General features: G+C 58.6%; 24 protein-coding genes. 7 read left to right on the forward strand and 17 right to left on the reverse strand.

The window, feature by feature from the left end; translation table 11 throughout:
* Positions 1-8 precede the first annotated feature (8 nt).
* From ACR0ER_RS17230 to ACR0ER_RS17260, 7 genes are all read right to left on the reverse strand, one after another.
* A complete protein-coding gene (locus ACR0ER_RS17230) occupies positions 9-653 on the reverse strand; it encodes a DUF1523 family protein (protein ID WP_480769993.1) in 645 nt (214 codons plus the stop codon).
* 11 nt (positions 654-664) lie between these two features.
* Positions 665-931 carry a hypothetical protein gene (locus ACR0ER_RS17235; protein WP_170334624.1) on the reverse strand — a complete coding sequence of 89 codons (267 nt, stop codon included), beginning with the start codon at positions 929-931 and terminating at the stop codon, positions 665-667.
* A complete protein-coding gene (locus tag ACR0ER_RS17240; RefSeq protein ID WP_480769994.1) occupies positions 932-2,269 on the reverse strand; it encodes a DUF6638 family protein in 1,338 nt (445 codons plus the stop codon). It lies immediately after the preceding gene.
* The gene (locus ACR0ER_RS17245; protein ID WP_480769995.1) at positions 2,266-2,796 is read right to left on the reverse strand and encodes a hypothetical protein; all 531 of its coding nucleotides are present in this window, start codon (positions 2,794-2,796) and stop codon (positions 2,266-2,268) included. The genes ACR0ER_RS17240 and ACR0ER_RS17245 overlap by 4 nt, the downstream gene beginning before the upstream one ends.
* Entirely contained in the window at positions 2,793-4,724 is a 1,932-nt protein-coding gene (locus tag ACR0ER_RS17250; protein WP_480769996.1) for an AAA family ATPase, read from the reverse strand. The genes ACR0ER_RS17245 and ACR0ER_RS17250 overlap by 4 nt, the downstream gene beginning before the upstream one ends.
* A 92-nt stretch (positions 4,725-4,816) precedes the next feature.
* Entirely contained in the window at positions 4,817-5,935 is a 1,119-nt protein-coding gene (locus tag ACR0ER_RS17255) for a hypothetical protein (protein ID WP_480769997.1), read from the reverse strand.
* A 277-nt stretch (positions 5,936-6,212) separates the two neighbouring features.
* Positions 6,213-7,292 (reverse strand): hypothetical protein, encoded by a 1,080-nt coding sequence (locus ACR0ER_RS17260; protein WP_480769998.1) that lies wholly within the window; start codon positions 7,290-7,292, stop codon positions 6,213-6,215.
* 270 nt (positions 7,293-7,562) lie between these two features.
* Between ACR0ER_RS17260 and ACR0ER_RS17265 the strand changes: the two genes are divergently transcribed.
* The 3 genes from ACR0ER_RS17265 to ACR0ER_RS17275 all read left to right on the forward strand — a co-directional run bounded on the left by ACR0ER_RS17265 (position 7,563) and on the right by ACR0ER_RS17275 (position 11,979).
* Entirely contained in the window at positions 7,563-9,038 is a 1,476-nt protein-coding gene (locus ACR0ER_RS17265) for an NAD-dependent succinate-semialdehyde dehydrogenase (RefSeq protein WP_480769999.1), read from the forward strand.
* A 133-nt stretch (positions 9,039-9,171) separates the two neighbouring features.
* Entirely contained in the window at positions 9,172-11,355 is a 2,184-nt protein-coding gene (locus ACR0ER_RS17270; protein ID WP_480770000.1) for an esterase-like activity of phytase family protein, read from the forward strand.
* Positions 11,356-11,508: 153 nt separating this feature from the next.
* Positions 11,509-11,979: a hypothetical protein gene (locus ACR0ER_RS17275; protein ID WP_480770001.1), complete on the forward strand. Its 471-nt coding sequence runs from the start codon at positions 11,509-11,511 to the stop codon at positions 11,977-11,979.
* A gap of 158 nt (positions 11,980-12,137) precedes the next feature.
* Here ACR0ER_RS17275 and ACR0ER_RS17280 read toward each other — a convergent pair whose 3' ends face one another.
* The 6 genes from ACR0ER_RS17280 to ACR0ER_RS17305 all read right to left on the reverse strand — a co-directional run bounded on the left by ACR0ER_RS17280 (position 12,138) and on the right by ACR0ER_RS17305 (position 18,345).
* Positions 12,138-12,605 (reverse strand): Hsp20 family protein, encoded by a 468-nt coding sequence (locus tag ACR0ER_RS17280; RefSeq protein WP_480770002.1) that lies wholly within the window; start codon positions 12,603-12,605, stop codon positions 12,138-12,140.
* Positions 12,606-12,727: 122 nt separating this feature from the next.
* Entirely contained in the window at positions 12,728-13,543 is an 816-nt protein-coding gene (locus ACR0ER_RS17285) for a trypsin-like serine peptidase (protein WP_480770003.1), read from the reverse strand.
* A complete protein-coding gene (locus ACR0ER_RS17290; RefSeq protein ID WP_254438062.1) occupies positions 13,540-14,331 on the reverse strand; it encodes a trypsin-like serine peptidase in 792 nt (263 codons plus the stop codon). The genes ACR0ER_RS17285 and ACR0ER_RS17290 overlap by 4 nt, the downstream gene beginning before the upstream one ends.
* A gap of 118 nt (positions 14,332-14,449) precedes the next feature.
* Entirely contained in the window at positions 14,450-15,766 is a 1,317-nt protein-coding gene (glcF, locus tag ACR0ER_RS17295) for a glycolate oxidase subunit GlcF (RefSeq protein ID WP_480770004.1), read from the reverse strand.
* Positions 15,767-15,770: 4 nt separating this feature from the next.
* Positions 15,771-16,871 (reverse strand): FAD-binding protein, encoded by a 1,101-nt coding sequence (locus tag ACR0ER_RS17300; protein WP_480770005.1) that lies wholly within the window; start codon positions 16,869-16,871, stop codon positions 15,771-15,773.
* A 25-nt stretch (positions 16,872-16,896) separates the two neighbouring features.
* Positions 16,897-18,345, reverse strand: a complete 1,449-nt coding sequence (locus ACR0ER_RS17305; RefSeq protein WP_480770006.1) for an FAD-linked oxidase C-terminal domain-containing protein — start codon at positions 18,343-18,345, stop codon at positions 16,897-16,899.
* Between the two features lie 81 nt (positions 18,346-18,426).
* Here ACR0ER_RS17305 and ACR0ER_RS17310 point away from each other — a divergent pair, with 81 nt between their 5' ends.
* Together ACR0ER_RS17310 and ACR0ER_RS17315 are read left to right on the forward strand one after the other, a co-directional pair.
* On the forward strand, positions 18,427-19,137 hold the full coding sequence (locus tag ACR0ER_RS17310; protein ID WP_480770007.1) for a DUF599 domain-containing protein: 711 nt from the start codon (positions 18,427-18,429) through the stop codon (positions 19,135-19,137).
* Positions 19,138-19,172: 35 nt separating this feature from the next.
* Positions 19,173-19,520: a hypothetical protein gene (locus ACR0ER_RS17315; protein ID WP_480770008.1), complete on the forward strand. Its 348-nt coding sequence runs from the start codon at positions 19,173-19,175 to the stop codon at positions 19,518-19,520.
* A 3-nt stretch (positions 19,521-19,523) separates the two neighbouring features.
* On the opposite strand, the gene ACR0ER_RS17320 is transcribed toward ACR0ER_RS17315, so the two are convergent.
* The 4 genes from ACR0ER_RS17320 to ACR0ER_RS17335 form a co-directional block, all read right to left on the reverse strand.
* Positions 19,524-20,009, reverse strand: coding sequence for a flavodoxin family protein (locus ACR0ER_RS17320; RefSeq protein ID WP_480770009.1), 486 nt, complete (start codon positions 20,007-20,009; stop codon positions 19,524-19,526).
* A 1-nt stretch (position 20,010) separates the two neighbouring features.
* Entirely contained in the window at positions 20,011-20,481 is a 471-nt protein-coding gene (gene rlmH, locus ACR0ER_RS17325) for a 23S rRNA (pseudouridine(1915)-N(3))-methyltransferase RlmH (RefSeq protein WP_480770010.1), read from the reverse strand.
* 44 nt (positions 20,482-20,525) lie between these two features.
* Entirely contained in the window at positions 20,526-20,885 is a 360-nt protein-coding gene (gene rsfS / locus ACR0ER_RS17330; RefSeq protein ID WP_170327847.1) for a ribosome silencing factor, read from the reverse strand.
* Positions 20,886-21,050: 165 nt separating this feature from the next.
* Positions 21,051-22,403: a mechanosensitive ion channel family protein gene (locus tag ACR0ER_RS17335; RefSeq protein ID WP_170334593.1), complete on the reverse strand. Its 1,353-nt coding sequence runs from the start codon at positions 22,401-22,403 to the stop codon at positions 21,051-21,053.
* A gap of 102 nt (positions 22,404-22,505) precedes the next feature.
* On the opposite strand from ACR0ER_RS17335, the gene ACR0ER_RS17340 reads away from it, so the two are divergent.
* Both ACR0ER_RS17340 and leuC read left to right on the forward strand, forming a co-directional pair.
* On the forward strand, positions 22,506-22,601 hold the full coding sequence (locus tag ACR0ER_RS17340; RefSeq protein WP_254438069.1) for an isopropylmalate isomerase: 96 nt from the start codon (positions 22,506-22,508) through the stop codon (positions 22,599-22,601).
* A gap of 43 nt (positions 22,602-22,644) precedes the next feature.
* The gene (leuC, locus tag ACR0ER_RS17345) at positions 22,645-24,048 is read left to right on the forward strand and encodes a 3-isopropylmalate dehydratase large subunit (RefSeq protein ID WP_480770011.1); all 1,404 of its coding nucleotides are present in this window, start codon (positions 22,645-22,647) and stop codon (positions 24,046-24,048) included.
* Positions 24,049-24,062 lie beyond the last annotated feature (14 nt).

Here is a 24,062-nt window from a genome sequence, read left to right on the forward strand (position 1 = left end):
CCCCGCCGTCACTTGGATTTCCAACTGTTCAGCCATTGCTTGAACCGGCTGCTTTTTTCTTCGATTGCATCGCCAGCGGCGTAAAGCCCGTCTTCCACATTCTCGAGCATCGGATCGACGCGGGCCTCGCGGAACCGGCGCCAGCGTACCCATATGGCCCAGATCAGTGCAAAGAAGACGGTCAGGAAGATAATGTTGAACCACGGTATGATCCGGATGTCCGGATCGTCGACCTGCCAGATTTTCACAGCGTTTGGAAAGATCGACAGGAATTCGCTACGCCAGCCATAGTGGCGCACGACGACCCATCGCGGGCTTTCGGTGGTCGATTTAAGGTCCGCGGCCTCAGCCTGCAGGTTCGAGGAATTCAGCTTGAAATAGGGCGGCCAGCCCCAGCCAGTGTCTTCGTTCCGGTAGACCATGACCTTGCCGTTCTTCTTGCGCGTCTGGATGAAGAACACGTCCCGGTTCGGAGTGGTCGCATCACTGCCAACGTCCTGCACAGACCAGAAGATGCTGTTCTCACCCGGATCGATCCGTTTTTCATACGTGTCCGAGATCCGCACTACGTCATGCTGAGGCAGTGTATAGTTCAGCACCGCTGCAATCGTCCCCCAGAACAGGATGATGATGGCCCATTTGATGTAACGCATTGGCGAAACCCTCACATGAAATTCGAAACGTAAATCAGGATCGCGATCAGCCCCAGCGGCACCACGTAAATCCCGAGGATCAGCTTGCGGCGAAATGATCCGTCATATTTTTCCAACCCGCGCCGAACAAAGGCATCTCGATCGCCGGTCAGTCCCTTTTTCTCCCAATGTGCGATCAGTTTACCGCGTCGCACCCAGCGGGAATAGAGCGATACGCCGACATAGAGGATCGTCAGGAAAATCAGCAGTGGAATCAAAAACCTTAGCGCGACAAACATTTATCCTCTCCCAACGGCGCCCCACGGGCCAACGCGTGCGATGATGTCATCGCTGACCCGATCATTACCGCTCATGTCCGGTTCATGGCCAAACAGCGCGGCGCGGGCACCGGCCTTGTCCACCTGATACTCGCGCGCGAGGAAGTCGGCAACATAGGCTTTTTTGGTCTCGGGCCAAGTGGAATAGGTGCTGTAGAACAATTCCTTATGGCAGATGAACATCTGACGTGGGTCCAGCGGGGCCAGTTCCGCCAGCAGCATATTGACCAGATCGCGGTTGGGTGTATCAGCCGCCCGCAGCGTATAAAAATAGGCCGGATGATCCGAGGTGATGCGCGGCCAAGGCCCACCATCGCTGGCCCAGCGCAACAATTGGGCTAGGCCGTGAAACGCCTCGGGCAGACGGTCGGCGTGGTTTCGCGCCAGACGCCGCATGTCGCTACGGTCCAGCCCGGTCAGGTCAACCCCTGCGTCGGCGGCGGCGTGAACGGTCAGAAAATCCATCTTTTGCTGCAGAACAGCGGTGGAGTTCACCCCACGCGCCTCAATGATTGTCTCGACCAGATTATTGTCGTTCAGGAAGGCCGCAATCCGGTGCTTTTGCGAAGGATCGAAAACATGCTTGATCGGCATGTCATCAGGCAGTTCGCCCATGCAAATCGCCGCCGGATAATCCAGATCGGGAAACAGGTAGAGTCCGCCGAAATGCGCCGTCCAGAAGTTGCGCTGTTCAAACGCGGTGTGGCGCAGGTGGACGGGGTTGCGGGTGACGTCGCCGGTTTCCTTGGCGGTTTCGATCATTTTTGCGATCAGTACATCATCGAACCAGGCGTCCTCTTCGGTCTTGAACCGTTCGACCATGCCCGCCAGTTGCTCGGCCTTGCGCAGGGTGCCACCGACCGTGTCGGCCTCGATCTCGATCTTGCGCAGGTTCAGCAGGTCGCGCGGTGTGGTGAGCTTGAAGACCGAGTTCACCAGCTCTCCGGCCACCGCATCGGTGGCGGTCAGGGCAAAAAGCTGCGCCTCATTCATCTCGATGAATTCGCGCAGGATATCACGCGAGGTCGAGAATTTGACGTTCAGCAGAGGCGCGCGTTTCTGTTCGGTCGTCAGCAGGATGAACTGCCGGTTGACCCCGTTGGGGTTGAGGTAGAGTTCATCCTCCAACTCAATCCCCACTTCCGGCGAAAAGCCCGAGATATCGACATGGAAATCCGTCAGCGCCGTGGTTTTGCCCGCCAGATGCTGCAGCGCGCGGTTATACCGCTCGACCAGAGCCGGGCTGGAGATGTGGACGAGATTGCCGAACATCAGTCCTTTTTCGATGAGGCGGATCATTTTACTGTCGCCTCCTCAATTTCAGATTTTAGTTTTTCCCATTCTTTTTTCAGGAATAACTGCATCATCGTAGAAAGGTCGGTCGGATTATAATTTTGATCGCTTTTTATAGCTCCAATCAAATTATACATTTCTTGAAAAATTGGTTCTAGGTCCTCGTCATTCAGGTTCACCATCAAAGTAATCATTTGAAATCTTTTATCAAATTCGACCACCAGTTCGGCTTTTCTATTTCTACTGGCGTTTGCCACTAATAAGACTTCAACAAACTCTTTTCGTAGGCTTTCAATCCAAGCCCTCCTGTACTCGGAGATTTTCAATGCTCGCCGTAAATTTCGTTCTTCGGCTCGATCTTTCGCAGCTTCTTGGGTCGCCGCTCGCCTTTCGGCAGCAGAGCGACGTTCTGCTGATTTGGCCGTGATCGTAGTTACCAACCAGGTTAGCAACGGTATTCCAATCACTGTGACTAGTTCCTTGTGTTCGGTAATCCAAGTATTCAGTGAGGATATCGACTCCAGAAACGTCACCCCTGCCCCTCCAGATACCGCCGCTTAGCCTCTTCCATCCGTCCCATCTCACGCACCGCGTTTTCGATGGCAACCTCGTCGCTCTTGTCGGCATAGCGGAACTCGCTGTCGGCGTAGCGGTTGATCTCTTGCATCACCATTTCCACCGTGATCGGCTGGCGCAGGTCCTCGATCATGGCCTTCTTGGTGTCGTAGTCGCGGAACAGGAACAGGTCGGGGTTCTCCATCCACTCGTCGGGCAGTTCGAAATCCATCGCACGGACCTTGACCGCGTCGGTGATGTTCTTGATCGCGCGGCCGGTGAACCGCTCATCCGCCTGTTGAATCGCCTTGAGGTAGGTGCCCAGCTTGGCGATGGTATCCATCTGGCCGATATCGCCTGAAACGCGGTCATAGACCTGCAGCAGAGCGTCTTCATGCGGGCGGGAATGGCTTTCGAAACTGGCGGCGACCGCCTTTTTGATTTCCTGCGCGGCATAAGCCTCGTGTTCGCCCAAGGGGATGTCGTGGTTGCGGCCCATCAGCAGGTGCAGAATGTCGATGTAATCCTCCCGCGTTTGCGGGCCGTCCACCAGGAACCGCGCTCCCGCCCGCTGACGCAGGGCGTCGTCCACATTCTCGGGGTAGTTCGAGAACATGCCAAAGGTGCAGTTGCCGCGCACGACGGTGTTGGCGCCGGCAAAGCTCTCCATCAACACGGCGGTGATTTCCAGCTGACCGGCTGACGATTGCCGGTCGCCGCGCTTGCCCGCAAGCTGATCGATATCGTCGATGGTGCCAAAGCCGATAACCGAAGGGTCGATGATCGTGCTGATAAAGGCCTTGGCGTTCTGGCCGGATTTACCCTGATAGCTGTCGATATTGTCGGTGCTGAGGTTCTGATAGCGGAACGGATAGCCCGCGTTCTGGCAATAGTCGTTGATCAGCCCGGCCATCATCTGGATCAGAGTGGTCTTGCCGGTGCCCGGCTTGCCGTCGCCCATGAAGGTAAAGATGAACCCGCCAAGCTCGGCGAACGGGTTCAGACGACGGTCGAAGTCATAGGCCATCAGCATCTTGGCCAGCTTCATCGCCTGATACTTGGCGATATGATTGCCCACCACTTCGTTCGGCTTCTTGAACGTCATAGTCAGGGTGGTGGATTTGGCCTTGGAGGCCGGCTCAAAACCCCTGATGGTCAGGTCATCGGCCTCGATATGCCAGGCGGCGTTCTGGAACGGGGCCAGATGGCCCGCGGATTGGGCGCGCAGGGCTGCTTTTTCCATCAGTTGCTCGGCATAGGCGCTGGTGGCGGCGATCAGGTGGGCGTCATCGGGGGCGTGTTTGGCGAGCGTTTGGTCCAGCTCCCACAGCGCGCCGTGCAGGGCGAGTTGGCCGTTGTCGGTCAGAACCTCTTCGATCTCGCCGATGTCGACCGTGGTTTCGCCCAGATGCGAGGACATCAGATAGGCCAACGCGTTACCGAACGTGTGAGAGGTGATCAGAGCCTCGGCCGTCAGCAATTCCGAAAACTCGGTTTTACGCGCGGCGGGTAGGTCTCCGGCCAAATTCGCACGTTTCAGATCGGCCAAAGGGGTTTGCTCCGCATAAGCTTCCGCTACGGACAAAGCGATGGCAATGGCGCGGCGTATGGCTTGCTGCGTCGTGGCTTGCGGCGGAGAAACCAACGCATCCCCATCATCCGACGCCTCAATCCGATCGACCAAATGCACGCCATCCGCGCGCACGGTGCGTCGTGTCACCAGCCCCGGTGTGGTCGACCGAAACCGGCGTCCTGTCGACACGCCCGGAGATCGTTCAACAGCGGCCTCAACGGGTTTGGCAATCCGCGGCGCGTGTTCGAACCCATTCAGCAAAGCAGTCGCTGCCGGATAATGTTTGCGAATATCCGCCTCGCGCAATTCCATCTGATCTGACGTCAAACTCATCTGAACAACCGCCCTTGCTTCGTCTTTTCAAAAATACTCTCGTCTCATGGCCCGACAGGCCCTGAAAGGGGCCGTTAGGGAAGGCGAAAACCTCAATACCTCAACACCTGCCCGGACTTGCTGACGACGAACTTGCGTACATCCGCAAAGCCCGGCGGGTTGCGTTCGGCCAGCACCTGAAACGGGCGCTGCGGCAGGATGATCGACCGTTGCGTGCGGGTGGCGCCGGTTTCGGCCCCCTGCCCACCGAACGGGTCCAACGCAAAGACCTCGCGCTCGACAGTCGAGAACCACCCGGCGCGTTCTTCGATCACCTCTTCGCTTTCCAGTTCTTCCGTGGTCCAGGCAAGTGCCCAATCCTGCCCCTCAGGGGCCTGCGCATCCTCCAACACTTGCCGCAAGGGGCCGGATTGCTCGGTATAGGCCGAGGAATACATCGGACCCACATGTATGCGGCGCAGGTGTTTGGGGTGCAGGTCGTCAAAATCCTGATCGAAGCCTTTGGCGATGGTCACCAGTTTCAATCCGCCCAAGGACTGCGCCATCAGATGCGCCTGCACCTCGGGCCAGCGGCGCTGGTCTTTGGGCAGGGCCGTCTTGCCGCTGTCCTCCAACTGCATCAAGTAGATGACGGGCAGGTTGATCTGGCTGTCATAGACCGCCCAATGGATCAGGAACTTGCGACGCTCGCCCTCATTCCCGGTCCAGTGGCATTCGGGATCGTTGCGAGCCCAGAACAGCTGACCTTTCAGCAATTCCTCGTAATATAGCCTTTGGGACAGCGCGAATTGAAGTTTGGTCGGGATTTCCTGATCGCCAATGATCGTCCGCACCATGTCGGTTTTCAGATCGTCTTCCGAGGGCATATTCGCCAGATGCACCTGCGCCTGCTGCGCGTCATTCGCCATGGTCAGCAGCTCAGCCGCCACCGGAAACCCGCTGTCGCGCTTGTCCATCGCGAGGCTGCCAAAGAACCGCCCCGTATCGCGCCCGACCAGCAGGTATTTCATGCTGAGCGCGCGGAAGGTGTAGAGCAGCCCCGAGAGGTAGCGCGACACGATCCGCACCTCTTGCTTGCTGATCGCGCCCTCCGCCTCCATCGTCGCGGCCACGCGCAGGAGGTGGACGGTGATCACCTCAAATTTGCGGAAATAGCGGCGCGAGGCGAAGGTGTCGGTCAGGCCGACATGGTCTTGGGTGGGGTCGGTCATTTGCGGTTTCCGAACCCATCGAAGAGCCACAGGCGATGTTTCTTTTCTATCCTCTGCATTTTTTCTTTTAGCATCCCCATCGAATAAAGAAGGGCGCAAAAACTACCGAGCCCTACAACTAGGTTCACCAAGAGGAACAAGAATTCGAACTCACCCAAAAACCTTTGGGATACGAAAAATACAACAAGCATCGCTGCCGCTAGGCACGCGCATATCGTCAGCATCTTTAGGAGCAGAAAAACTACGTCTTTTGCCACGTTGCAGTCCGCCGTCTGGTTCAACCCCCATACAAATTCTTATCGTGCTTCTCGACAATCGAGGCAAACCGGCGGGCAAAGCGTTCATCCGCCTTGGCCTTTTTCTCCAGCACATCGCGGGCAAAGACCATGTGGTCCTCATGCGCTTCAAGCATGTCGGCCATTTTCTGGTTGGTCGCGGTGCCGATGGCGGCCATTGCCGTCTGCGCCTCTTGGTCGGTCTGTACGCCGATCTCGTTGATGCGGTGGGCCACGTCCTGTTGCTGCGCGGTTTTCAGCGACTTGGTCAGGGCGTCATACAGCACCACGCGCTGTTGCGTGTCTGTCTGCAGCTTGTTGATCAGCACCATCTGCGTCGCCGCCTGGTTCTGCAATGAGTCGACCCAGGTTTTGCCCTTTTCGATGTAACGCTCCAGCGTCTGTGACTTGGCCAGCTTGACCTGTTCTTCCTGAACCTTGGCATTGTATTGCTTGTTCAGCTCGGCCAGTTCAGTTTCCAGCTGGGTCCGCGCGGCGGCGTCCTGTTCGACGCTGATCTTGTTTTCCAAAGTGATGATCGTCGGGTCCATGCCTTGAATCTCGGCACGCAACGATTCCAGTTCAGCCACGGTGGCCTCGCGGTCGTCCAAAGTGCCGGTCAGGTTGTCCTCGACCTTTACGCGCTGTTCTTCCAGAACGGACAGCTGGCCTTGCAACAGTTTCACAATCACGTCGGATTTGGCGATCAGGTCCTGCAGCTTGTCGTCGATATTGGCAGTGCGCATCCGCTCCTGCCGCATCGATTCCGATTTCCCGCGTGAGAAGATGCCAACAAACGACTCCCACCCGGTTTTCGAGCGCATCTCGTCGAAATCCTTGGAAAACGCATTGGTGACGTCGTCCAGCCCCATGATCAGCTCGGCGATGTTGGCATTCATCACCTCGGTATGGGCGTGCACGTCCTCAAGCGTGGCGTTTTCGATGTCGATATCTGCCTCGGCGGTGCCGATCTTGGTGCGCGCGGCCTCAATCTGCGAGGTCAGGTTTTCGATCTGCGACTGGCTTGCCTGTACTTTTGCCTGTGTTTCTTCGATCAAGGCGTCAAATTGATGGTTCGACATCTGCACTATCCCCTTTTTGTTCAATTACCCAATAAGATAGGGAATGTTACGCTCATTTACATCCCCTTGGGTCTAAAAATCACGCAGACTTTCGCAAACTCATCACGAAAAAGAAAGCGCGTTCATTCAACCAGACGTGGAACTTTTGAAAAGGTGCACAGGGTACTTTTGATCAAATCTGGATTGATCCGCGAGGCACAGTGGACATAGACATTACAAACCTCACCTGATTGGGTGCGCGTGAACCAAATTCCTGCCGGAGGCTGACCCATGCTGGATGCAACAACCGACCTGAAATCGATTCTGAAAAACCCCGATCTGCTGGTGACCAAAGCCTATATCGGCGGCCAGTGGGTGGACGGTGACAACGGCACCTTTGCCGTGACTAACCCGGCCCGGGGCGATGTTGTGGCCGAGGTCGCCGACCTGAGCCGCGCGCAGGTGGCGGGGGCCATTGCACAGGCAGAGGCCGCGCAAAAAGAATGGGCCAAGCTGACTGGTAAGGAACGCGCGGCAATCCTGCGGCGCTGGTTCGACCTGATGATGGAAAACGCCGAGGATCTGGGCAAGATCCTGACCGCAGAGCAAGGCAAGCCACTAGCAGAGGCAATTGGCGAGATTGGCTATGGCGCGTCCTTCATCGAGTTCTTTGGTGAAGAGGCCAAGCGGGTCTATGGCGAGACCATTCCCGGTCACCAACGCGACAAGCGGATTACCGTCCTGAAACAGCCCATCGGTGTGGCGGCCTCAATCACGCCGTGGAACTTCCCAAATGCCATGATCACCCGCAAGGCCGGGCCCGCTCTGGCCGCCGGTTGTTCTTTTGTTGCACGCCCCGCTGCTGAAACGCCGCTCTCTGCTCTGGTTCTGGCAGCACTGGCCGAGAAGGCGGGAATCCCGGCAGGCGTCTTCAACGTCGTTCCCTCATCGCGGGCCAGCGAAGTGGGCAAGGAGTTCTGCGAAAACCCCGGCGTTCGCAAACTGACCTTTACCGGCTCGACCGAGGTGGGGCGCATCCTGCTGCGCCAGGCCGCTGATCAGGTGATGAAATGCTCGATGGAACTGGGTGGCAACGCGCCCTTCATCGTGTTCGACGACGCCGATCTGGATGCGGCCGTCGAAGGCGCGATGCTGTGCAAGTTCCGCAACAACGGCCAGACCTGCGTCTGCGCCAACCGCATCTACGTTCAGGCCGGAGTGTACGACGCATTCGCCGCCAAACTTAAAGCTGCTGTCGAAGCGTTGAAAGTCGGTGATGGCCTTACCGACGGCACGACCACCGGTCCGCTGATTAACGCCGATGCGGTCGCCAAGGTCGAAGAGCATATCAAGGATGTCACCGACAAGGGTGGTTCGGTTCTAACTGGCGGTCTTCCGCATGATCTGGGCGGGACTTTCTTTCAGCCGACCATCGTGACCGGTGTGACTCAGGACATGATGGTGGCGCAGGACGAAACCTTTGGCCCGCTGGCTCCGCTGTTCAAATTCGAGGACGAAGATGACGTGATTGCCATGGCGAACGACACGATCTTTGGTCTGGCCTCGTATTTCTACGCCAAGGACCTGAGCCGCGTGTACAAAGTGGCCGAGGCGCTGGAATATGGAATCGTCGGTGTGAACACAGGCATCATCTCGACCGAGCTTGGGCCGTTCGGCGGAGTCAAACAATCCGGCTTGGGTCGCGAAGGCAGCCATCACGGCATGGAAGACTATCTGGAGATGAAATACATCTGCATGTCGGTCTGATCCGGCCTGGCCATCGCCTTTGTGCGGTGGTCATCTTTAATGGGCTTGTCACCAAACTGAATCCTAACCGTCACAAAAGCGCAATGAACGGCGGTCATCCCTCTGACATCCAAGTAAAGGGGGATACCTACCGATGTCATTGCGCTTTGTTTGCCTGACATCTGCCCTTGCCCTGACCGCCGGTCAGGCTGTGGCAGAGATGAATTTCAACCGAATTGCGTCCTTCCCGGTCGTCAAAAACATGGCCGATGGGGCTGATACCACCCGCGAAACCTCGCCCGAGATCATCGCGGCCACCGCGGATGGTATGACGCTGGTTTACACCGACAGCCCGCTGGGTGTGATCGGTATGGTCGACATAACTGATCCTGCGAACCCGTCGCCTTTGGGCGCGATGGAGGTGGGTGGCGAGCCGACCTCGGTTGGGATCGTTGGTACGACGGCTTTCGTAGGCGTTAACACGTCCGAAAGCTACACCGCACCCTCGGGCAAGCTGATCTCGGTCGATATCGCGGGTAAGGCAGAAACCGGTGCCTGTGATCTGGGCGGCCAGCCCGACAGCGTTGCCATTGCACCCGATGGCAGCTTTGTCGCTGTGGCGATCGAGAACGAGCGTGATGAAGACCTGAATGACGGCATCATCCCGCAACTGCCCGCAGGGTCGTTGGCTCTGGTGCCGCTGAAAGATGGCGCGCTGGATTGCGCGGGCATGACCATGGCCTCGCTGACCGGTCTGGCCGAAGTCGCACCAACCGACCCCGAACCCGAGTTCGTAGACATCAACGGTCTGGGCGAAACCGTCATCACCTTGCAAGAAAACAACCACATCGCGGTTGTCGACAAGGACGGCACTGTGATCAGCCATTTCTCGGCAGGTGCAGTTGATCTGGAAGGCATCGACGCTACGGATGAGCGCGGTGCGCTGATCTTCACCGAAAGCCAGCCGAGCCGCCTGCGCGAGCCCGACGCGGTGAAATGGATCGATGACAACCACTTCGCCACCGCCAACGAAGGCGACTATGAAGGCGGCTCACGTGGTTGGACGATCTTCTACAAGGACGGCACCGTTGTTTACGAGAACGGCACCGATTTCGAGAAGGCGATCATCCAGATAGGCCACTACCCCGACAAACGCTCGGACAGCAAAGGGGTCGAGCCGGAAAGCGTGACCGCAGCCACCTTTGGCGGCACACCCATGATCTTTGTGGGGGCTGAGCGCGCTTCGGTCGTGGGTGTCTATGACGCCACCGATCCGGCCAACCCGGTGCTGAAGCAACTGTTGCCCTCAGGCGTTGGGCCGGAAGGCTATGTGGCGATCCCCGAGCGCAACCTGCTGGTGTCGGCCAACGAAAAAGACCTGATCGAAGATGGCGGCCCGCGTGCGCATGTATCCATCTTCGAACATCAGGACGCCCCCGCCGCCTACCCGCATCTGACGTCGGAAGGCGCGGATGAGCTGATTGGTTGGGGTGCTCTGTCCGGTCTGGTCGCTGACGAAGACGGCATGATCTACGCGGTCAATGACAGTTTCTACGGCTTCCAGCCCTCGATCTTCAAGATCGACCCCCGCCAAACCCCCGCCCGCATCGTGGACGTGATCCGCGTCCACCGCCAAGACGGCAACCCGGCGCAGAAGCTGGACCTTGAGGGCATAACGCTAGACGGCGAGGGTGGCTTCTACGTCGCCTCCGAAGGCCGCACCGACCGCGTTATCCCGCACGCGATCTACCATGTCTCGGCCGATGGCCTGATCAAAGACCGCAAGGGTGAAATCGGCCTGCCGCCGGAACTGACGGCCGTCGAAAAGCGTTTTGGCTTTGAGGGCATCACCAAGGTCGGCAACACCCTGTGGATGGCCGTTCAGCGCGAATGGAAGGACGACCCCAAGAACCATGTGAAACTGGTCGCCTACAATCTGGACACCAAGGAATGGGGTGCCGTGCACTATCCCAAGGCGAATCCGGACACCGGCTGGGTTGGACTGTCGGAAATCGTGGCCTTCGGGGATCATGTCTATGTCATCGAGCGCGACAACCAGCATGACCACCGGGCCGTGACCAAGAAGGTCTATCGCATCCCGCTGTCCGAGATGACCCCGGCGCCGCTGGGCGGCCCGCTGCCCGTGGTCAGCAAGCAAGAGGTCCGCGACCTGCTGCCCGACCTGACCTCGACCGGCGGTTACGTTCTGGACAAGATCGAAGGTCTGGCCATCCTGCCCTCGGGCGAGGCGTTTGTGATGACCGACAATGACGGCGTCGACGATGCCTCGGGCGAGACCATGTTCTGGTCCATCGGGTCGGTGACGGCTGGGAACTAAGTTTCACCCCCTTCGCAAGGTTGACCCCGCGCTGAAATAGCGCGGGGTCATTTTGGTTTTGGAGCGGTTTCCAATTCAAGTGAAAATCGACCTTGAACTCCGGGACCACATCAATTTTGATCATCCCTAAAGCATTGGAAACGGGATAAAATAATGCGTTCTCTTTTTGTTGTTGGCTGCCTTGCACTGGCCGCGTGCAATACCACATCGGTTCCAACTTCTCCTGAGGCAAAACCTGTAGATGCCGCGTCACCACCAGCTGCGGTCAACACTCGCGCGCTTGCATTCAGTGCGGAGGTCAACGGCGTAGAAATTGCCGCAAAATGCACGGTACGCGGACCCGAATTTGACAGATCGTTTGCAACACCGACAAAGATGGATATCCCCGTCGACTCGTCCGGTCGGGCGCTGATCACATATGTCAGCTGCAAAGCAGGTGGGCTGCGCACCGAAGCAAAGGATATTCCCGGACCTGAAACTAGAACTGTCACAGCCAGATTTGGCGGTTCCGGCCTTTTTGGGGACAAGGCATTGCTGTTTGGTCCAAGCGGAAATTTGGTGCAGTACTTCGTTCGAGACGTCGATGAAGGAGTAATTCGAGTAGGTCGCGCGCCTGAGCCGTAAGACAACGTGAACGTCTTTTTTGCATCTGAAACTTCGGCTGTGTTGTTCAAAGCGAACACTCACATACTAATAAACAACGCCCCGCGCCTGGAGGTGCGCGGGGCGTGCAATCTGCGATAATCCCGAGAGGCGGGACCATCGCCGAAAGGTCAACGGCCTTAGTTCACAGCTTTGGCGTCGACCACGTCCTTTTCAATGGCCTTGGCCGAAGAAATTTCGATCCGGCGCGGTTTCAGGGCCTCAGGCACTTCGCGCTTCAGGTCGATGTTCAGCATGCCATTTTCATGGCTGGCTCCGGTAACGCGCACGTGGTCGGCCAGCGCAAAGCGGCGCTCGAACGCGCGGGTGGCGATGCCACGGTGCAGGTAGCTGCGATCCTTGTCTTCGGCGGCTTTCTTACCGGCGACGATCAGCGCGTTTTCCTTCACTTCAACCGACAGGTCATCCTCGGCAAAACCGGCGACAGCGACCGAGATGCGATAGGTGTCGGCATCGGTTTTTTCGATGTTATATGGCGGGTAGCTGGGCTGAGCCACGTCGTTGGTCAAAACGCGGTCCATCATGTCGGCGATCTGGTCGAAACCAATGGTGGCGCGGTGCAGCGGTGCAAAATCAAAAGTACGCATGTGTCATATCCTCATGTCTGAGCGATCTGTGTTTTGCCCTCCGTTCGGACGGGCGGTTCAGTATACCGGGCCCCGTTTGCGGCGACCCGGTACAAATCACATGGGGAGCGTTTTGACCGAGTTCAAGACCCGCCAGAGGAGATGAATTTCGCACCTGAACTGGACTTGCCCGACCCCACCTGTAGCCGTCGGATCGAAGCCTTGGGTTTTGGCGCATCACGACGCAGATCAGCCTTGAGATCGGCAACGATTCCAGCAAGTTCCATGCCGAATCCAACCTTCTGCCGCCCATTGGTTCCAACGGCAGAAACAACCGACAATATCTGCCAACGCGGACCATTCCGGGCCAGCAAGGCAGAGCCAGACGAACCAAAGGTAATGTCACAGTTAAAGGTGATCAGCCCCTGCCGCCGATCCAGAATGCGACAGGACCGTTCCCGGGTTATCGCTTCGGACCGGCCACGCCCGTATGAGGCGATGCTGACCTCGTTCCCGGCCACGCGCCCGCTGTGCAGGGCAAAGGGATTGGCCACGGAATAGGGAATGGGCTGTTCAAGCCGCATCAGGGCGACATCCGCTCGGACCCCAGCGGCCGAAAGCTCGGGGTGTTTGAGGTATTCGGGGTGAATCGCGATCTGAGCGACCCTGCGATCTGCCAGCGATTTACCGTTGCTCAGCCCGGCCCGGAACGTCACGTCTTCAGGCTCATAAGGCCTGCCCGTTTTATTATCGATCGCACAATGGGCAGCGGTCAGAACCAAATCCTGCGCAATTAAGGTTGCTGTGCAGAATCCTTGCTTACCTGTGTCCAGACGGCCGATGGCTTCCCAGCCGTACAGATCCTCGCGGTCCGTCAGTTTGCGTTTCTTGGCTTGCGCGTGAGATTGGGTTGCAAAAACCGATAAACACAAAAGGGCACACACTAAAACTTTGTTCATGGCTTAATGAATCTCGCACCAATATTCCTTTGGGTTGTGCCTGTGGGCGTAGCGGCGCGGAATCCGCGACCGGCAAGCAATTCCGCGTGCAACAGGTTCAGAGATCCCTCTACCGTTGTACCCACAGCGACGCGTTGACCGTTAAATTCAGCCTTGGCGGCCACCACGGACACGATACGTGGGCGGTCTCCATCAAAGGAGAAGACTGGCGCACCAGATGAGCCGTACTCGACGTCGCAAGACATAACCAGAACATCGGACTGACGGGTCATGACCGAACAGACCTCTTGCAGCGCCGGTGCCTCGGACCGGTCCTGTGCATAGGAAACCACGCCCACTTCGGCCCCCCTGCGCGGGCGATCACCGGTTTCAAAGGGAATTACGGTAGTGTTGCGAATGGGCTGCCACAGTTCGATCAGGGCGATGTCACTACCTATCCGCGCCGTCGGAGTATTTCTGTTGTACAGATAGTCTGGATGAATCACTGCTTGCCGGGCGGCTCTATAGGCCGAAGCACGCCCCAAACGCCAGGCCGCAAGAAACTCGACCTCGGAAAGATCGATCCGTTTACCTGTCGCCTTATCAAACAGGCAATGGGCTGCGGTCAGAACCAATGTTGGCGAAATCAAAGTGCCTGTGCAGAAGCCCATGCCGTTGATGTTCAGACGTCCCACAGCCATCCACGCCCGCCCGGCATCGGTGGTGTCCAGGCTTTTCAGCCCACTGTCCTGCGCCACGGCGGCCATCGGCATCAGTGCCAGCGCGATTGCCTTGATCCAATTTCGCAAACGGTTCTCCGACGTTGCTGTCAGCTTACCTTCCTACGGCCCTGGTGGGGCGAAAATAGGGCGGTTGCGTCGGCTACGCTTTCCCGCGAAACCTGATGCACCGCTGCATCATCCGCGCTTACCTGAGGATCGGAACCTCTGGCGTGCGGCCGGTTTGCAGGGCCCTCGGTTCGGGGCCGCCGGTCGCCCAATCCAACAGCTCAACAGTGTGCAGAACGGGAATATCTGTGCCAGACCCGATCTGCATCATGCATCCGATATTGCCCGCAGCGATCACATCGGGTTTCTTGGCCTCAAGTGTTCTGACCTTGCGCTGCTTCAACTGGCCTGAGATTTCAGGCTGCATCAGGTTGTATGTCCCCGCGCTGCCGCAGCACAGATGGCTGTCTACAGGATCTAACACGGTGAAACCTGCCCTTTTCAGCAAGTCCTTCGGATAGGTTTTGATTTTTTGCCCGTGCTGTAGAGAACAGGCTGCGTGATAGGCGACGACCATGTCCTTTTTCGCGGCTTCAGGCAGGCTGAGCTGCATCAGCAACTCGCTGATATCCATGGCAATGCCCGACACCCTTGCCGCATCTTCGGCCAGCGGATCGTTCCGGAACATATGGCCATAGTCCTTCACGGTGGTGCCGCAGCCCGAGGTGTTGATGACGATGGCGTCCAGGCTCTCGCCATTCATCTCTGCCACCCAGGCTCTGATATTGGCCTCAGCCGCTTTGTGACTGTCCTGCACCTTACCCATGTGATGGGTCAGCGCGCCACAACACCCGGCGCCCTCAGCCACTACAACTTCGCACCCCAACCGGGTGAGCAGGCGGATCGTCGCGTCGTTGATATCGGTGTTCAGCGCCTTTTGCGCACAGCCTGTCATCAGCGCCACGCGCTTGGTACGTGGCTCCTTGGGCGCAAAACTCTGCGGGTCGTCATTGCGACTGACCGGAGGGATATGTTTCGGTGCCATGTCCAGCATCGCCCGCAGCCTTGCATCAGGCATCAGGAACCGGAACGGGCGGCCCAGCTTTGCCCCGATCAGCGCCCAACGGAACCGCATTGGATAAGGCAGAATCTGCGCCAGTACCCAGCGCAAGGCGCGATCGGTGAAGGGGCGTTTGTAGTTGGCCTCGATATATTCCCGCGCGTGGTCGACCAGATGCATGTAGTGCACGCCCGAGGGGCAGGTTGTCATACAGGCCAGACAGGACAGGCAGCGGTCGATATGCTTGACGGTTTTCTCATCCGGCACACGTTCGTTTTCCAGCATGTCCTTGATCAAATAGATGCGCCCGCGCGGGCTGTCGAGCTCATCCCCCAGCACCTGATAGGTCGGGCAGGTGGCGGTACAGAACCCGCAATGCACACAACTGCGCAGGATTTCATTAGAACGTTGTATTGCCGGATCTTGCAGCTGCTTTTCCGTGAATGTCGTCTGCATCGACTTACCCCATCAACCCCGGATTAAAGACACCGCGCGGATCGAAACGCTGCCGTAACCCCTGCGTTAGAGCCTGTACTCCCCCGGATTCAGGCTGAAACCGACCCAAGGCATCAGCAGTTTCCGCATCCCCGCGCACCAGCGTCGCATGTCCGTTGAACCCGCCCAGCCGAGCGCGCAGATCGGTGCCTTCGGGAACGCGCGCCCAGATCAGACCTCCACCCCAATCCAACAGGGTCTGATCCGTCTCAAGCCGGGTCACGATATCCGGCGCATCGGTGGGCTTGACCGAAATCCGCCAGACATCACCTTCCTGCCCGTGAAATGGCCTGACATCACGCAGACCCCGCCACAACTCAGTGGGTTCCGAGACCTCGGTAATCTCACCAAATCCCGATAGCGTGGTTTTCAGCTGTTCTGCCCGGTAAGCGACCGAATCCGAAAACCCCTCAACCCGCAACAACGCCCGCCCGACCTGCGGGTCAAACGCGGCCCCGCTGACCTCGAACGGAGATTTCAGCGCGGTGGACAAGGCCTGAACCGCTTCCTCGGCATCCGCGACCTGAACAGCAAGGGTCGCAACGGCTTCGGGCTTGGGCAACACCTTCAGCGATACCTCGGTCAGAACCCCAAGCGCGCCCCATGACCCGGCCATCAGCTTGACCAGATCATAGCCGGTCACGTTTTTCATCACCCGACCGCCATTCTTAATGACCTGACCCATACCATCGACATAGCGCACACCCAGCAGGAAGTCGCGACAGGCCCCGGCCTGAATACGGCGCGGACCCGAGATATTGGCGGCCACAACCCCGCCAATGGAAGGCGTCCCGCTGGTACCCAGCAGCCCGCGATGATCCATCGGTTCAAACGCCAGTTGCTGCCCTTCGGCCTCCAAAGCGGCCTCAATTTCGGCCACGGGCGTGCCTGCCTGCGCCACCAGGGTCAACGCGCCGGGCTCATAGAGGGTAATCCCGCTCAGCCCCGAGGTCTCAAGCGTGGCCTCCGGCCCGCCCACTCCACGCGTGCCGCCGCCGACAATACGCACTGGTTCTGTCAGCCCGGCCACAATCTCGGCCAGTTCGGCCTCTGTCTCAGGTTTCATCGCAAATCTTCTTTGTTAGAGCCTGTTATTCCGCAGCAACCGGTACATCCCGACGGGATTCGGACGCATCCAAAGGAAACACCTTTGCAGGATTCAGCAGCCATTTGGGATCGAACACATCCTTCACGGCCATCTGTGCCTCAAGGTCCGCAGGCGCATATTGATGGGACATGAGATCGCGCTTTTCGATACCCACGCCATGCTCACCAGTCAGGCAACCGCCCACATCGACGCAAAGTTTCAGGATATCGGCGCCGAACGCCTCACACTTCTCCAGATCACCGGGTTTGTTGGCATCAAACAGGATCAACGGGTGCATATTGCCGTCTCCGGCATGGAACACGTTGCCCACTGGCAGGCCGTATTCTTCGCTCAACTCACCAATCCGGCGCAGGACTTCTGGCAGAGAGGACACCGGGATCGTGCCGTCCAGACACATGTAATCGTTCATTTGCCCCATCGCGCCAAAAGCCGATTTGCGCCCCAGCCAAATCTTGGCGCTTTCCTCTGGCGACTGGCTTTCGCGCAGTTCCACCGGATTGTGACGCTTGGCGATCTCGATGATTTTCGACAGTTGATCGTCGATCTCGGCCTCGGAGCCTTCAACCTCGACAATCAGCAGCGCGTGGCAATCGGGATAGCCTGCATGGGCGAAGTTCTCGCAAGCCCTGATGCAGAGCGTGTCCATGAACTCGATCGCAACCGGCAGGATGCCTGATTTGATGATGTCGGACACGCATTGCCCCGCGACCTCATTGTCATCGAAGCCCATCAGAACCGGCCGAGCGCCTTCAGGTTTGCGTAGAATACGCAGCGTGGCCTCAGTCACCACGCCCAACTGCCCTTCTGAGCCACAAATGACCCCCAGCAAATCCAAGCCGCCCGCATCCAGATGCGCGCCGCCGATCTCGACCACACTGCCATCCATCAGGACCATCTTGACGCCCAGCAGATTGTTGGTGGTCACGCCGTATTTCAGGCAATGCGCCCCGCCTGAGTTCATCGCGATATTCCCCGCTATCGCGCAGGCCAGTTGCGAGGACGGATCGGGCGCGTAGAAAAAGTCCTCTTCCTCGACCGCACCGGTCACGCTCAGGTTGGTACGGCCGGTCTGAACGCGGATGAAGCGGTTATCGTAATCGGATTCCAGAACCTCGTTCATCCGGGCAACACCCAGAATGACGCAATCCGCCGTGGGCAGCGCCCCGCCCGCCAGCGATGTGCCCGAGCCGCGCGGCACCACCGGCACGCCTTCCTCATGGCAGATGCGCAGCACGTCCGAAACCTCTTGCGTATTCGACGGCAGCACCGCCAGCATCGGCGGGCAGCGATAGGCGGTCAGCGCGTCACATTCATAGGCGCGGGTCTCAGCCGGATCATAGATCACTGCATCCGCAGGCAACACCTGCAACAGGCGCGACAGAACAGACTGCTTGCGCGCCATGATTTCGGGGTTTGGCCGGGGCATTTCCATCGCTGATCCTCCGTTTGGTAAAATAATATTACCAATTTACCCATCTGGCAAGTTCCTATCTCTGGCCCTACTGTCGCCGACATGACATGGATCGACCGCGCCCTTTTGTTTTCAACACTGGATTATGCCGCCGTGCTGCTGTTGCTGGGCGCGTGGCAGTGGATCGGCTGGCGGATTGAGCATCCGGCGCCGAACAGACAATCGGTCGCCATGATGATGGACGACTTCCGGCGCGGCTGGATGCACGAGATGGTCACGCGGCAGCCCCGGATGTTCGACGCGCAAGTCGTGGCAGCGATGCGGCAGGGCAGCACGTTCTTTGCCTCAACCACTATGATCGCCATCGGGGGCGGGCTGGCGCTGTTGGGAAACACCGAACGGTTGGCGGGCGTCGCCAGCGACCTGGCTATCGGCAGCGCTCCGGCGCTGGTGTGGGAGATCAAGATTCTGGTGGTGATCCTGTTTCTGGCCAACGCATTCCTGAAATACGTCTGGGCGCATCGGTTGTTTGGCTATTGCGCGGTGCTGATGGCCGCGGTCCCGAACGACCCCGAGGACCCACAAGCCTATCCCCGCGCGGCGCAAGCGGCCGAGATTTGCGTCACCGCCGCGCGCAGTTTCAATCGCGGCCTGCGCGCCACCTATTTCGCGCTGGCTTCGTTGGCGTGGATATTAGGGCCGCTGGCCCTGATACTCGGGACCCTCATCACACTGGGCGTTCTCTACCGGCGCGAATTCGCATCCCATTCCCGGTCGGTGCTGTTAACCCTGCCGCCCAACACAGAGTCGTGATGACGCCGCCGCGCATCCCCCCGTATGGTCGCCTTATGCGATACCTGATTCTAAGCGCCGTATTGGCCGCACCCGCCTTTGCCGATCCTGCCGTGATCGAGAATGTCTCAGCCCGTCAGGGTGGCGATTCATGGCGATTCGACGTGACGATCCGACATCCGGACACCGGTTGGGACCACTACGCCGACGGGTGGCGTGTTTTGGACATGGACGGCAATGAGCTGGGGATGCGCGTCTTGCACCATCCGCATGAGACCGAGCAGCCCTTTACCCGCTCACTCAGTGGTGTGGCGATCCCCGAGGGCGCCACGCAAGTGCAGGTTCAAGCGAGGTGCAATGTGGATGGCTGGAACGAAGGCACCACGGTTGTTGATCTGAACTGAAGCTCAGAACACACCAAGGCTTAGCCCCACAGCCAAAGCGGCACCGATTTCTCGGCATTGATCAAGCTGATCGTCGGGGATGGTCTTTTCAGCCAGAATAGCCTCGGGCGTCTGCGCGTGGGTGCAGAGGATCAGCGGCGGCTGCACCTCTTTCAACCGCCAGCCTGTGGCGATCCGGGCCATCTGGCGGGCCGCGTTTTCCCCATCAGACCCGGCACAGACCATCTGGGCATAGGGGCGTCCCTCGATCCTGCCCAGCACCGGATAGTAGCAACGGTCAAAAAACTCTTTCATTAGACCCGAAATCGCGGCCAGGTTCTCGGGCGCGCAGAAGATATAACCATCGGCGACCAGCAGATCGTCAGGTCCGGCCTGATCGGCGGGTTTCAGGATAGTCGCGGCCTCATCTCGCGCGGCCTCAGCCGCCGCTTCGGCCATCTGCCGAGCCCCGCCGGTGCGGGAATGGTAAACGATCAGAAGCTGCGCCATGTCAAACCCGGTGATAGGGGCCGCCCGACAGGATGGTTGCGGCCCGGTAAAGTTGCTCGGCCAGCATCACACGGACCAGCATATGGGGCCAGACCATCGATCCGAATGAGATGGAAAAATCGGCCTCGGCCCGCAGATTAGGGTCTATTCCATCGGCTCCGCCAATGATCAGTGCCAAGTCCTGCCGCCCGGCATCACGCCAGCTGCCCAGTTTCTTGGCAAAGTCCGGCGAAGACATCACCCGCCCACGCTCATCCAGCGTGCAGATCACCGCACCCTTGGGCACCGCCTTGCGCAGCAGCGCACCCTCGGCCCCCATGCCAGCGTTTTTCTTGTCTTCGACCTCGATCACCCGCGCAGGACCAAGGCCCAAGCTACGGCCGGTCCGGTCAAATCGGGTCAGGTAATCGTCAAGCAGGGTCTTCTCCGGTCCGGCACGCAATCGCCCGACCGCAACTATGCTGATACGCATATCTCTCTCGCCTCCGACCTCTCAATACAGGTCGGGATGGCGCCTCAGTTGGCCGAGGCGCTGCCGCCCTGAGGCAGCCACATCTTTTCCAGCTGGTAGAATTCACGCACTTCGGGGCGGAAGATATGGACGATTACGTCGCCCGTATCGATCAACACCCAGTCGCCGGCATCCTTGCCTTCGACCTTCGAGGTGAAACCGAATTCCTGCTTGATGCGATCCGTCAGCTTTTCCGCCATGGCAGCGACCTGACGGGTCGACCGACCCGAGGCAATCACCATGTGATCCGCAACAGAAGACTTACCTTGCAGGTTGATCTGCACGACGTCTTCGGCCTTGTCATCGGAAAGTGAAGAAAGGATGCGTTCAAGCAGCTTGTCGCTGATTGACTGAGAGTGAGCCATTACACCGGCTCCGTCATCGGCGGGCAAACCCGCCTGGGTATGTAGAGACAGGACATAGTCCTCCTTTGCTGCGCGCCGCCAAAACCCCGGCGCCGGGGTATTATTAAGGTAACAAGGGGAATGCAACATTTCAATGAAAGGCCGCCGGGCCGGGCGTACGAGCGGTCACTCTTTGGCGACCTGTTGCGCGTCTGCGCTGTCGGGAAGCAGCCGAACTTCGCGCTGAGGGAAGGGGATTGAGATGTTTTCGGCCTTAAAGGCATCCCACAGGGCAAGGTAAACATTGCCCCGAATGTTGGTCAGCCCTTTGGTCGGATCGCTGATCCAGAAGCGCAGGACATAATCCACACTGCTATCGCCGAATCCGGTGATGTGACAGACCGGCTCATGGCCGCCACCACTTAGCACTCGCGTTACGGTTTTGACCGCTTTGATCGCCGTTGCCCGCACCTTGTGCGGATCATCATCGTAACTGGTGCCGAACTCCAGATCCAGCCGCACGAATTTATCCGAATGCGACCAATTCACCACCTGGTTGGTGATCAGATCCTCGTTTGGGATCAGGTATTCCCGCCCGTCCCTTGTAACCACCGAGACATAACGCGCGCCCAGCGCGTTGATCCAACCGAACGTATCGCCCAGAGAGATCACGTCACCGGGTTTGATCGACCGGTCCATCAGAATGATGATCCCTGAGATCAGGTTCGACACTACCTTTTGCAGACCAAAGCCGATCCCCACACCAATCGCACCCGACAGCAGCGCAATCCCGGTCAGATCGAACCCAAGCGTACGGATGGCAGCCAGAAAGACCGCGCCATACAGCAGCACCTGAATGCCCTTGGCCAGCAGCACCTGCATCGACGGGGTGATGTCGTCATTGCGCATCAACCCCCGCTCGGCGGCGCGGGTGCCGACGCGGGCCAGTGTCAGCAGGATACCGATCAGCAGAACCGCCTTGAGAATCCCCAGCGCCGAGATGTGCAGATCACCGATGGAAATCGCCACGCCGTCCAGAAACTCGGCCACGTCATCGGTCAGGTTCAGCGCCACAAGCGTTGCATAGACCCACATGGCCCATTTGAAGATGCGCCGCAGGGTCCGGTTGCGCACCAGCCGCGCCACCAGCGCAATCGCCAGCCACGCCAGCGCCAAAGTCGCCACAACCCCGATAATGTAACTGCGCGAGGGCCATGTGATCTGCTGCATCAACAGATACAGCGCCCAAGACATTACCACGAAATAGACCAGCGTCAGGCGCTGCATCAGCTGTACCAGAACCCGCAACCGCCATTTCGGCCACCCTTCGCGAGCACGGGCCCAGGCCTCCCACCGGCCTTGCGTTGTCAGTTTCAGGACATAGGCCAACACCCACAGACCCAGAATGATAACCAGCTGATGTTGGCGCCAGCCCGGTGTGACGATCAGTTCGACAAGGTTTTCAAATTGCACGGAAAAGCCCGCGACCATGTTGTCATAGAGGTCCGACAGCGAGCTGGGGATCAGGTCCTGGTTCATGACCCCAGCTTGGACAGCGTTGCTTGATGATGCAAGCCCGGTGCCGGATTGAACCTTGATTGACGGCAAACCCCGATATATCTGGTGCGCATGAGACTCAATGTGGCCCAACAGCAAAATCTGGAAGACCGCGCGCGTTTGCGTGAACGGTTCTTTGGGGCTGCCCGCACGGTTCTGGCCCGCCTATCCGCGGCCTAAGCCACCTCGCCAGCTATTTCTCATTACATACGGGAGAGGACCAATGTCCCCCAAAACACTCTATGACAAGATCTGGGATGCCCATGTCGCCCACGAAGCCGATGATGGCACCTGTCTGCTGTATATCGACCGCCACTTGGTTCACGAAGTGACCAGCCCGCAGGCGTTCGAAGGCCTGCGCATGGCGGGCCGCAAGGTGCGCGCACCGGAAAAGACCATCGCTGTACCGGACCATAACGTTCCGACCACAGCAGACCGTGTGCACGGGATCGAAAACCCGGAATCGCGCATTCAGGTCGAAGCGCTGGACAAGAACGCCAAGGATTTCGGCATTCATTACTACCCGGTGCATGACGTCCGTCAGGGCATCGTACACATCGTTGGTCCCGAGCAAGGCTGGACCCTGCCCGGCATGACCGTTGTTTGCGGCGACAGCCACACCGCCACCCACGGCGCGTTTGGTGCCTTGGCCCATGGCATTGGTACATCTGAGGTTGAGCATGTTCTGGCCACTCAGACCCTGATCCAGAAGAAATCCAAGAATATGAAGGTGGAAATCACCGGCAAACTGCAGCCGGGCGTGACCGCCAAGGATATCACTCTGGCCGTTATCGGTGAGACCGGCACCGCCGGCGGCACCGGCTATGTTATCGAGTATTGCGGCGAAGCGATCCGCGCTCTGTCGATGGAAGGCCGTATGACTGTCTGCAACATGGCGATCGAAGGCGGCGCCCGCGCGGGTCTGATCGCGCCGGACGAGACCACTTATGAATATGTCAAAGGCCGCCCACACGCCCCGAAAGGCGCACAGTGGGAAGCGGCAATGGACTGGTGGAAAACGCTCTTCACCGATGAAGGCGCGCATTTCGACAAGGTCATCACTCTGCGCGGCGAAGATATCGCGCCGGTCGTGACCTGGGGCACCAGCCCCGAAGACGTGCTGCCGATCACCGCTACAGTGCCTCAGCCTGAGGATTTCGAAGGCGGCAAGGTCGAAGCGGCCCGTCGTTCAATTGAATATATGGGCCTGGAAGCCGGTCAGAAACTGAGCGATGTAGAAATCGACACCGTCTTTATTGGCTCGTGCACCAACGGCCGTATCGAAGACTTGCGCGCCGCCGCCGAAATCCTGAAGGGCAAAAAGATCAAGGACGGTATGCGCGCCATGGTCGTGCCCGGTTCGGGACTGGTTCGCGCTCAGGCAGAAGAAGAAGGTCTGGCGGACATCTTCAAAGAGGCCGGTTTCGAATGGCGTCTGGCGGGATGCTCGATGTGTCTGGCGATGAACCCCGACCAGCTGCAGCCGGGCGAGCGCTGTGCCGCGACCTCGAACCGCAACTTCGAAGGCCGTCAGGGCCGCGGTGGACGCACCCACCTGCTGAGCCCCGCAATGGCTGCCGCAGCGGCAATCACAGGACGGCTGACAGACGTCCGTGAATTGATGTAAGGTCCCCTCATATC

Source organism: Ruegeria sp. CH8 (assembly GCF_056536985.1).

What these genes read in the sequence shown, in the direction of transcription:
- ACR0ER_RS17320 (WP_480770009.1), bottom strand. Translation starts at nt 20,009, where the DNA reads ATGGCGCAGCTTCTGATCGTTTACCATTCCCGCACCGGCGGGGCTCGG.
- rlmH (WP_480770010.1), bottom strand. Translation starts at nt 20,481, where the DNA reads ATGCGTATCAGCATAGTTGCGGTCGGGCGATTGCGTGCCGGACCGGAG.
- ACR0ER_RS17235 (WP_170334624.1), bottom strand. Translation starts at nt 931, where the DNA reads ATGTTTGTCGCGCTAAGGTTTTTGATTCCACTGCTGATTTTCCTGACG.
- ACR0ER_RS17335 (WP_170334593.1), bottom strand. Translation starts at nt 22,403, where the DNA reads ATGAACCAGGACCTGATCCCCAGCTCGCTGTCGGACCTCTATGACAAC.
- ACR0ER_RS17275 (WP_480770001.1), top strand. Translation starts at nt 11,509, where the DNA reads ATGCGTTCTCTTTTTGTTGTTGGCTGCCTTGCACTGGCCGCGTGCAAT.
- ACR0ER_RS17285 (WP_480770003.1), bottom strand. Translation starts at nt 13,543, where the DNA reads ATGAACAAAGTTTTAGTGTGTGCCCTTTTGTGTTTATCGGTTTTTGCA.
- ACR0ER_RS17315 (WP_480770008.1), top strand. Translation starts at nt 19,173, where the DNA reads ATGCGATACCTGATTCTAAGCGCCGTATTGGCCGCACCCGCCTTTGCC.
- ACR0ER_RS17250 (WP_480769996.1), bottom strand. Translation starts at nt 4,724, where the DNA reads ATGAGTTTGACGTCAGATCAGATGGAATTGCGCGAGGCGGATATTCGC.
- ACR0ER_RS17310 (WP_480770007.1), top strand. Translation starts at nt 18,427, where the DNA reads ATGACATGGATCGACCGCGCCCTTTTGTTTTCAACACTGGATTATGCC.
- glcF (WP_480770004.1), bottom strand. Translation starts at nt 15,766, where the DNA reads ATGCAGACGACATTCACGGAAAAGCAGCTGCAAGATCCGGCAATACAA.
- ACR0ER_RS17255 (WP_480769997.1), bottom strand. Translation starts at nt 5,935, where the DNA reads ATGACCGACCCCACCCAAGACCATGTCGGCCTGACCGACACCTTCGCC.
- rsfS (WP_170327847.1), bottom strand. Translation starts at nt 20,885, where the DNA reads ATGGCTCACTCTCAGTCAATCAGCGACAAGCTGCTTGAACGCATCCTT.
- ACR0ER_RS17270 (WP_480770000.1), top strand. Translation starts at nt 9,172, where the DNA reads ATGTCATTGCGCTTTGTTTGCCTGACATCTGCCCTTGCCCTGACCGCC.
- ACR0ER_RS17280 (WP_480770002.1), bottom strand. Translation starts at nt 12,605, where the DNA reads ATGCGTACTTTTGATTTTGCACCGCTGCACCGCGCCACCATTGGTTTC.
- leuC (WP_480770011.1), top strand. Translation starts at nt 22,645, where the DNA reads ATGTCCCCCAAAACACTCTATGACAAGATCTGGGATGCCCATGTCGCC.
- ACR0ER_RS17265 (WP_480769999.1), top strand. Translation starts at nt 7,563, where the DNA reads ATGCTGGATGCAACAACCGACCTGAAATCGATTCTGAAAAACCCCGAT.
- ACR0ER_RS17260 (WP_480769998.1), bottom strand. Translation starts at nt 7,292, where the DNA reads ATGTCGAACCATCAATTTGACGCCTTGATCGAAGAAACACAGGCAAAA.
- ACR0ER_RS17300 (WP_480770005.1), bottom strand. Translation starts at nt 16,871, where the DNA reads ATGAAACCTGAGACAGAGGCCGAACTGGCCGAGATTGTGGCCGGGCTG.
- ACR0ER_RS17240 (WP_480769994.1), bottom strand. Translation starts at nt 2,269, where the DNA reads ATGATCCGCCTCATCGAAAAAGGACTGATGTTCGGCAATCTCGTCCAC.
- ACR0ER_RS17230 (WP_480769993.1), bottom strand. Translation starts at nt 653, where the DNA reads ATGCGTTACATCAAATGGGCCATCATCATCCTGTTCTGGGGGACGATT.
- ACR0ER_RS17305 (WP_480770006.1), bottom strand. Translation starts at nt 18,345, where the DNA reads ATGGAAATGCCCCGGCCAAACCCCGAAATCATGGCGCGCAAGCAGTCT.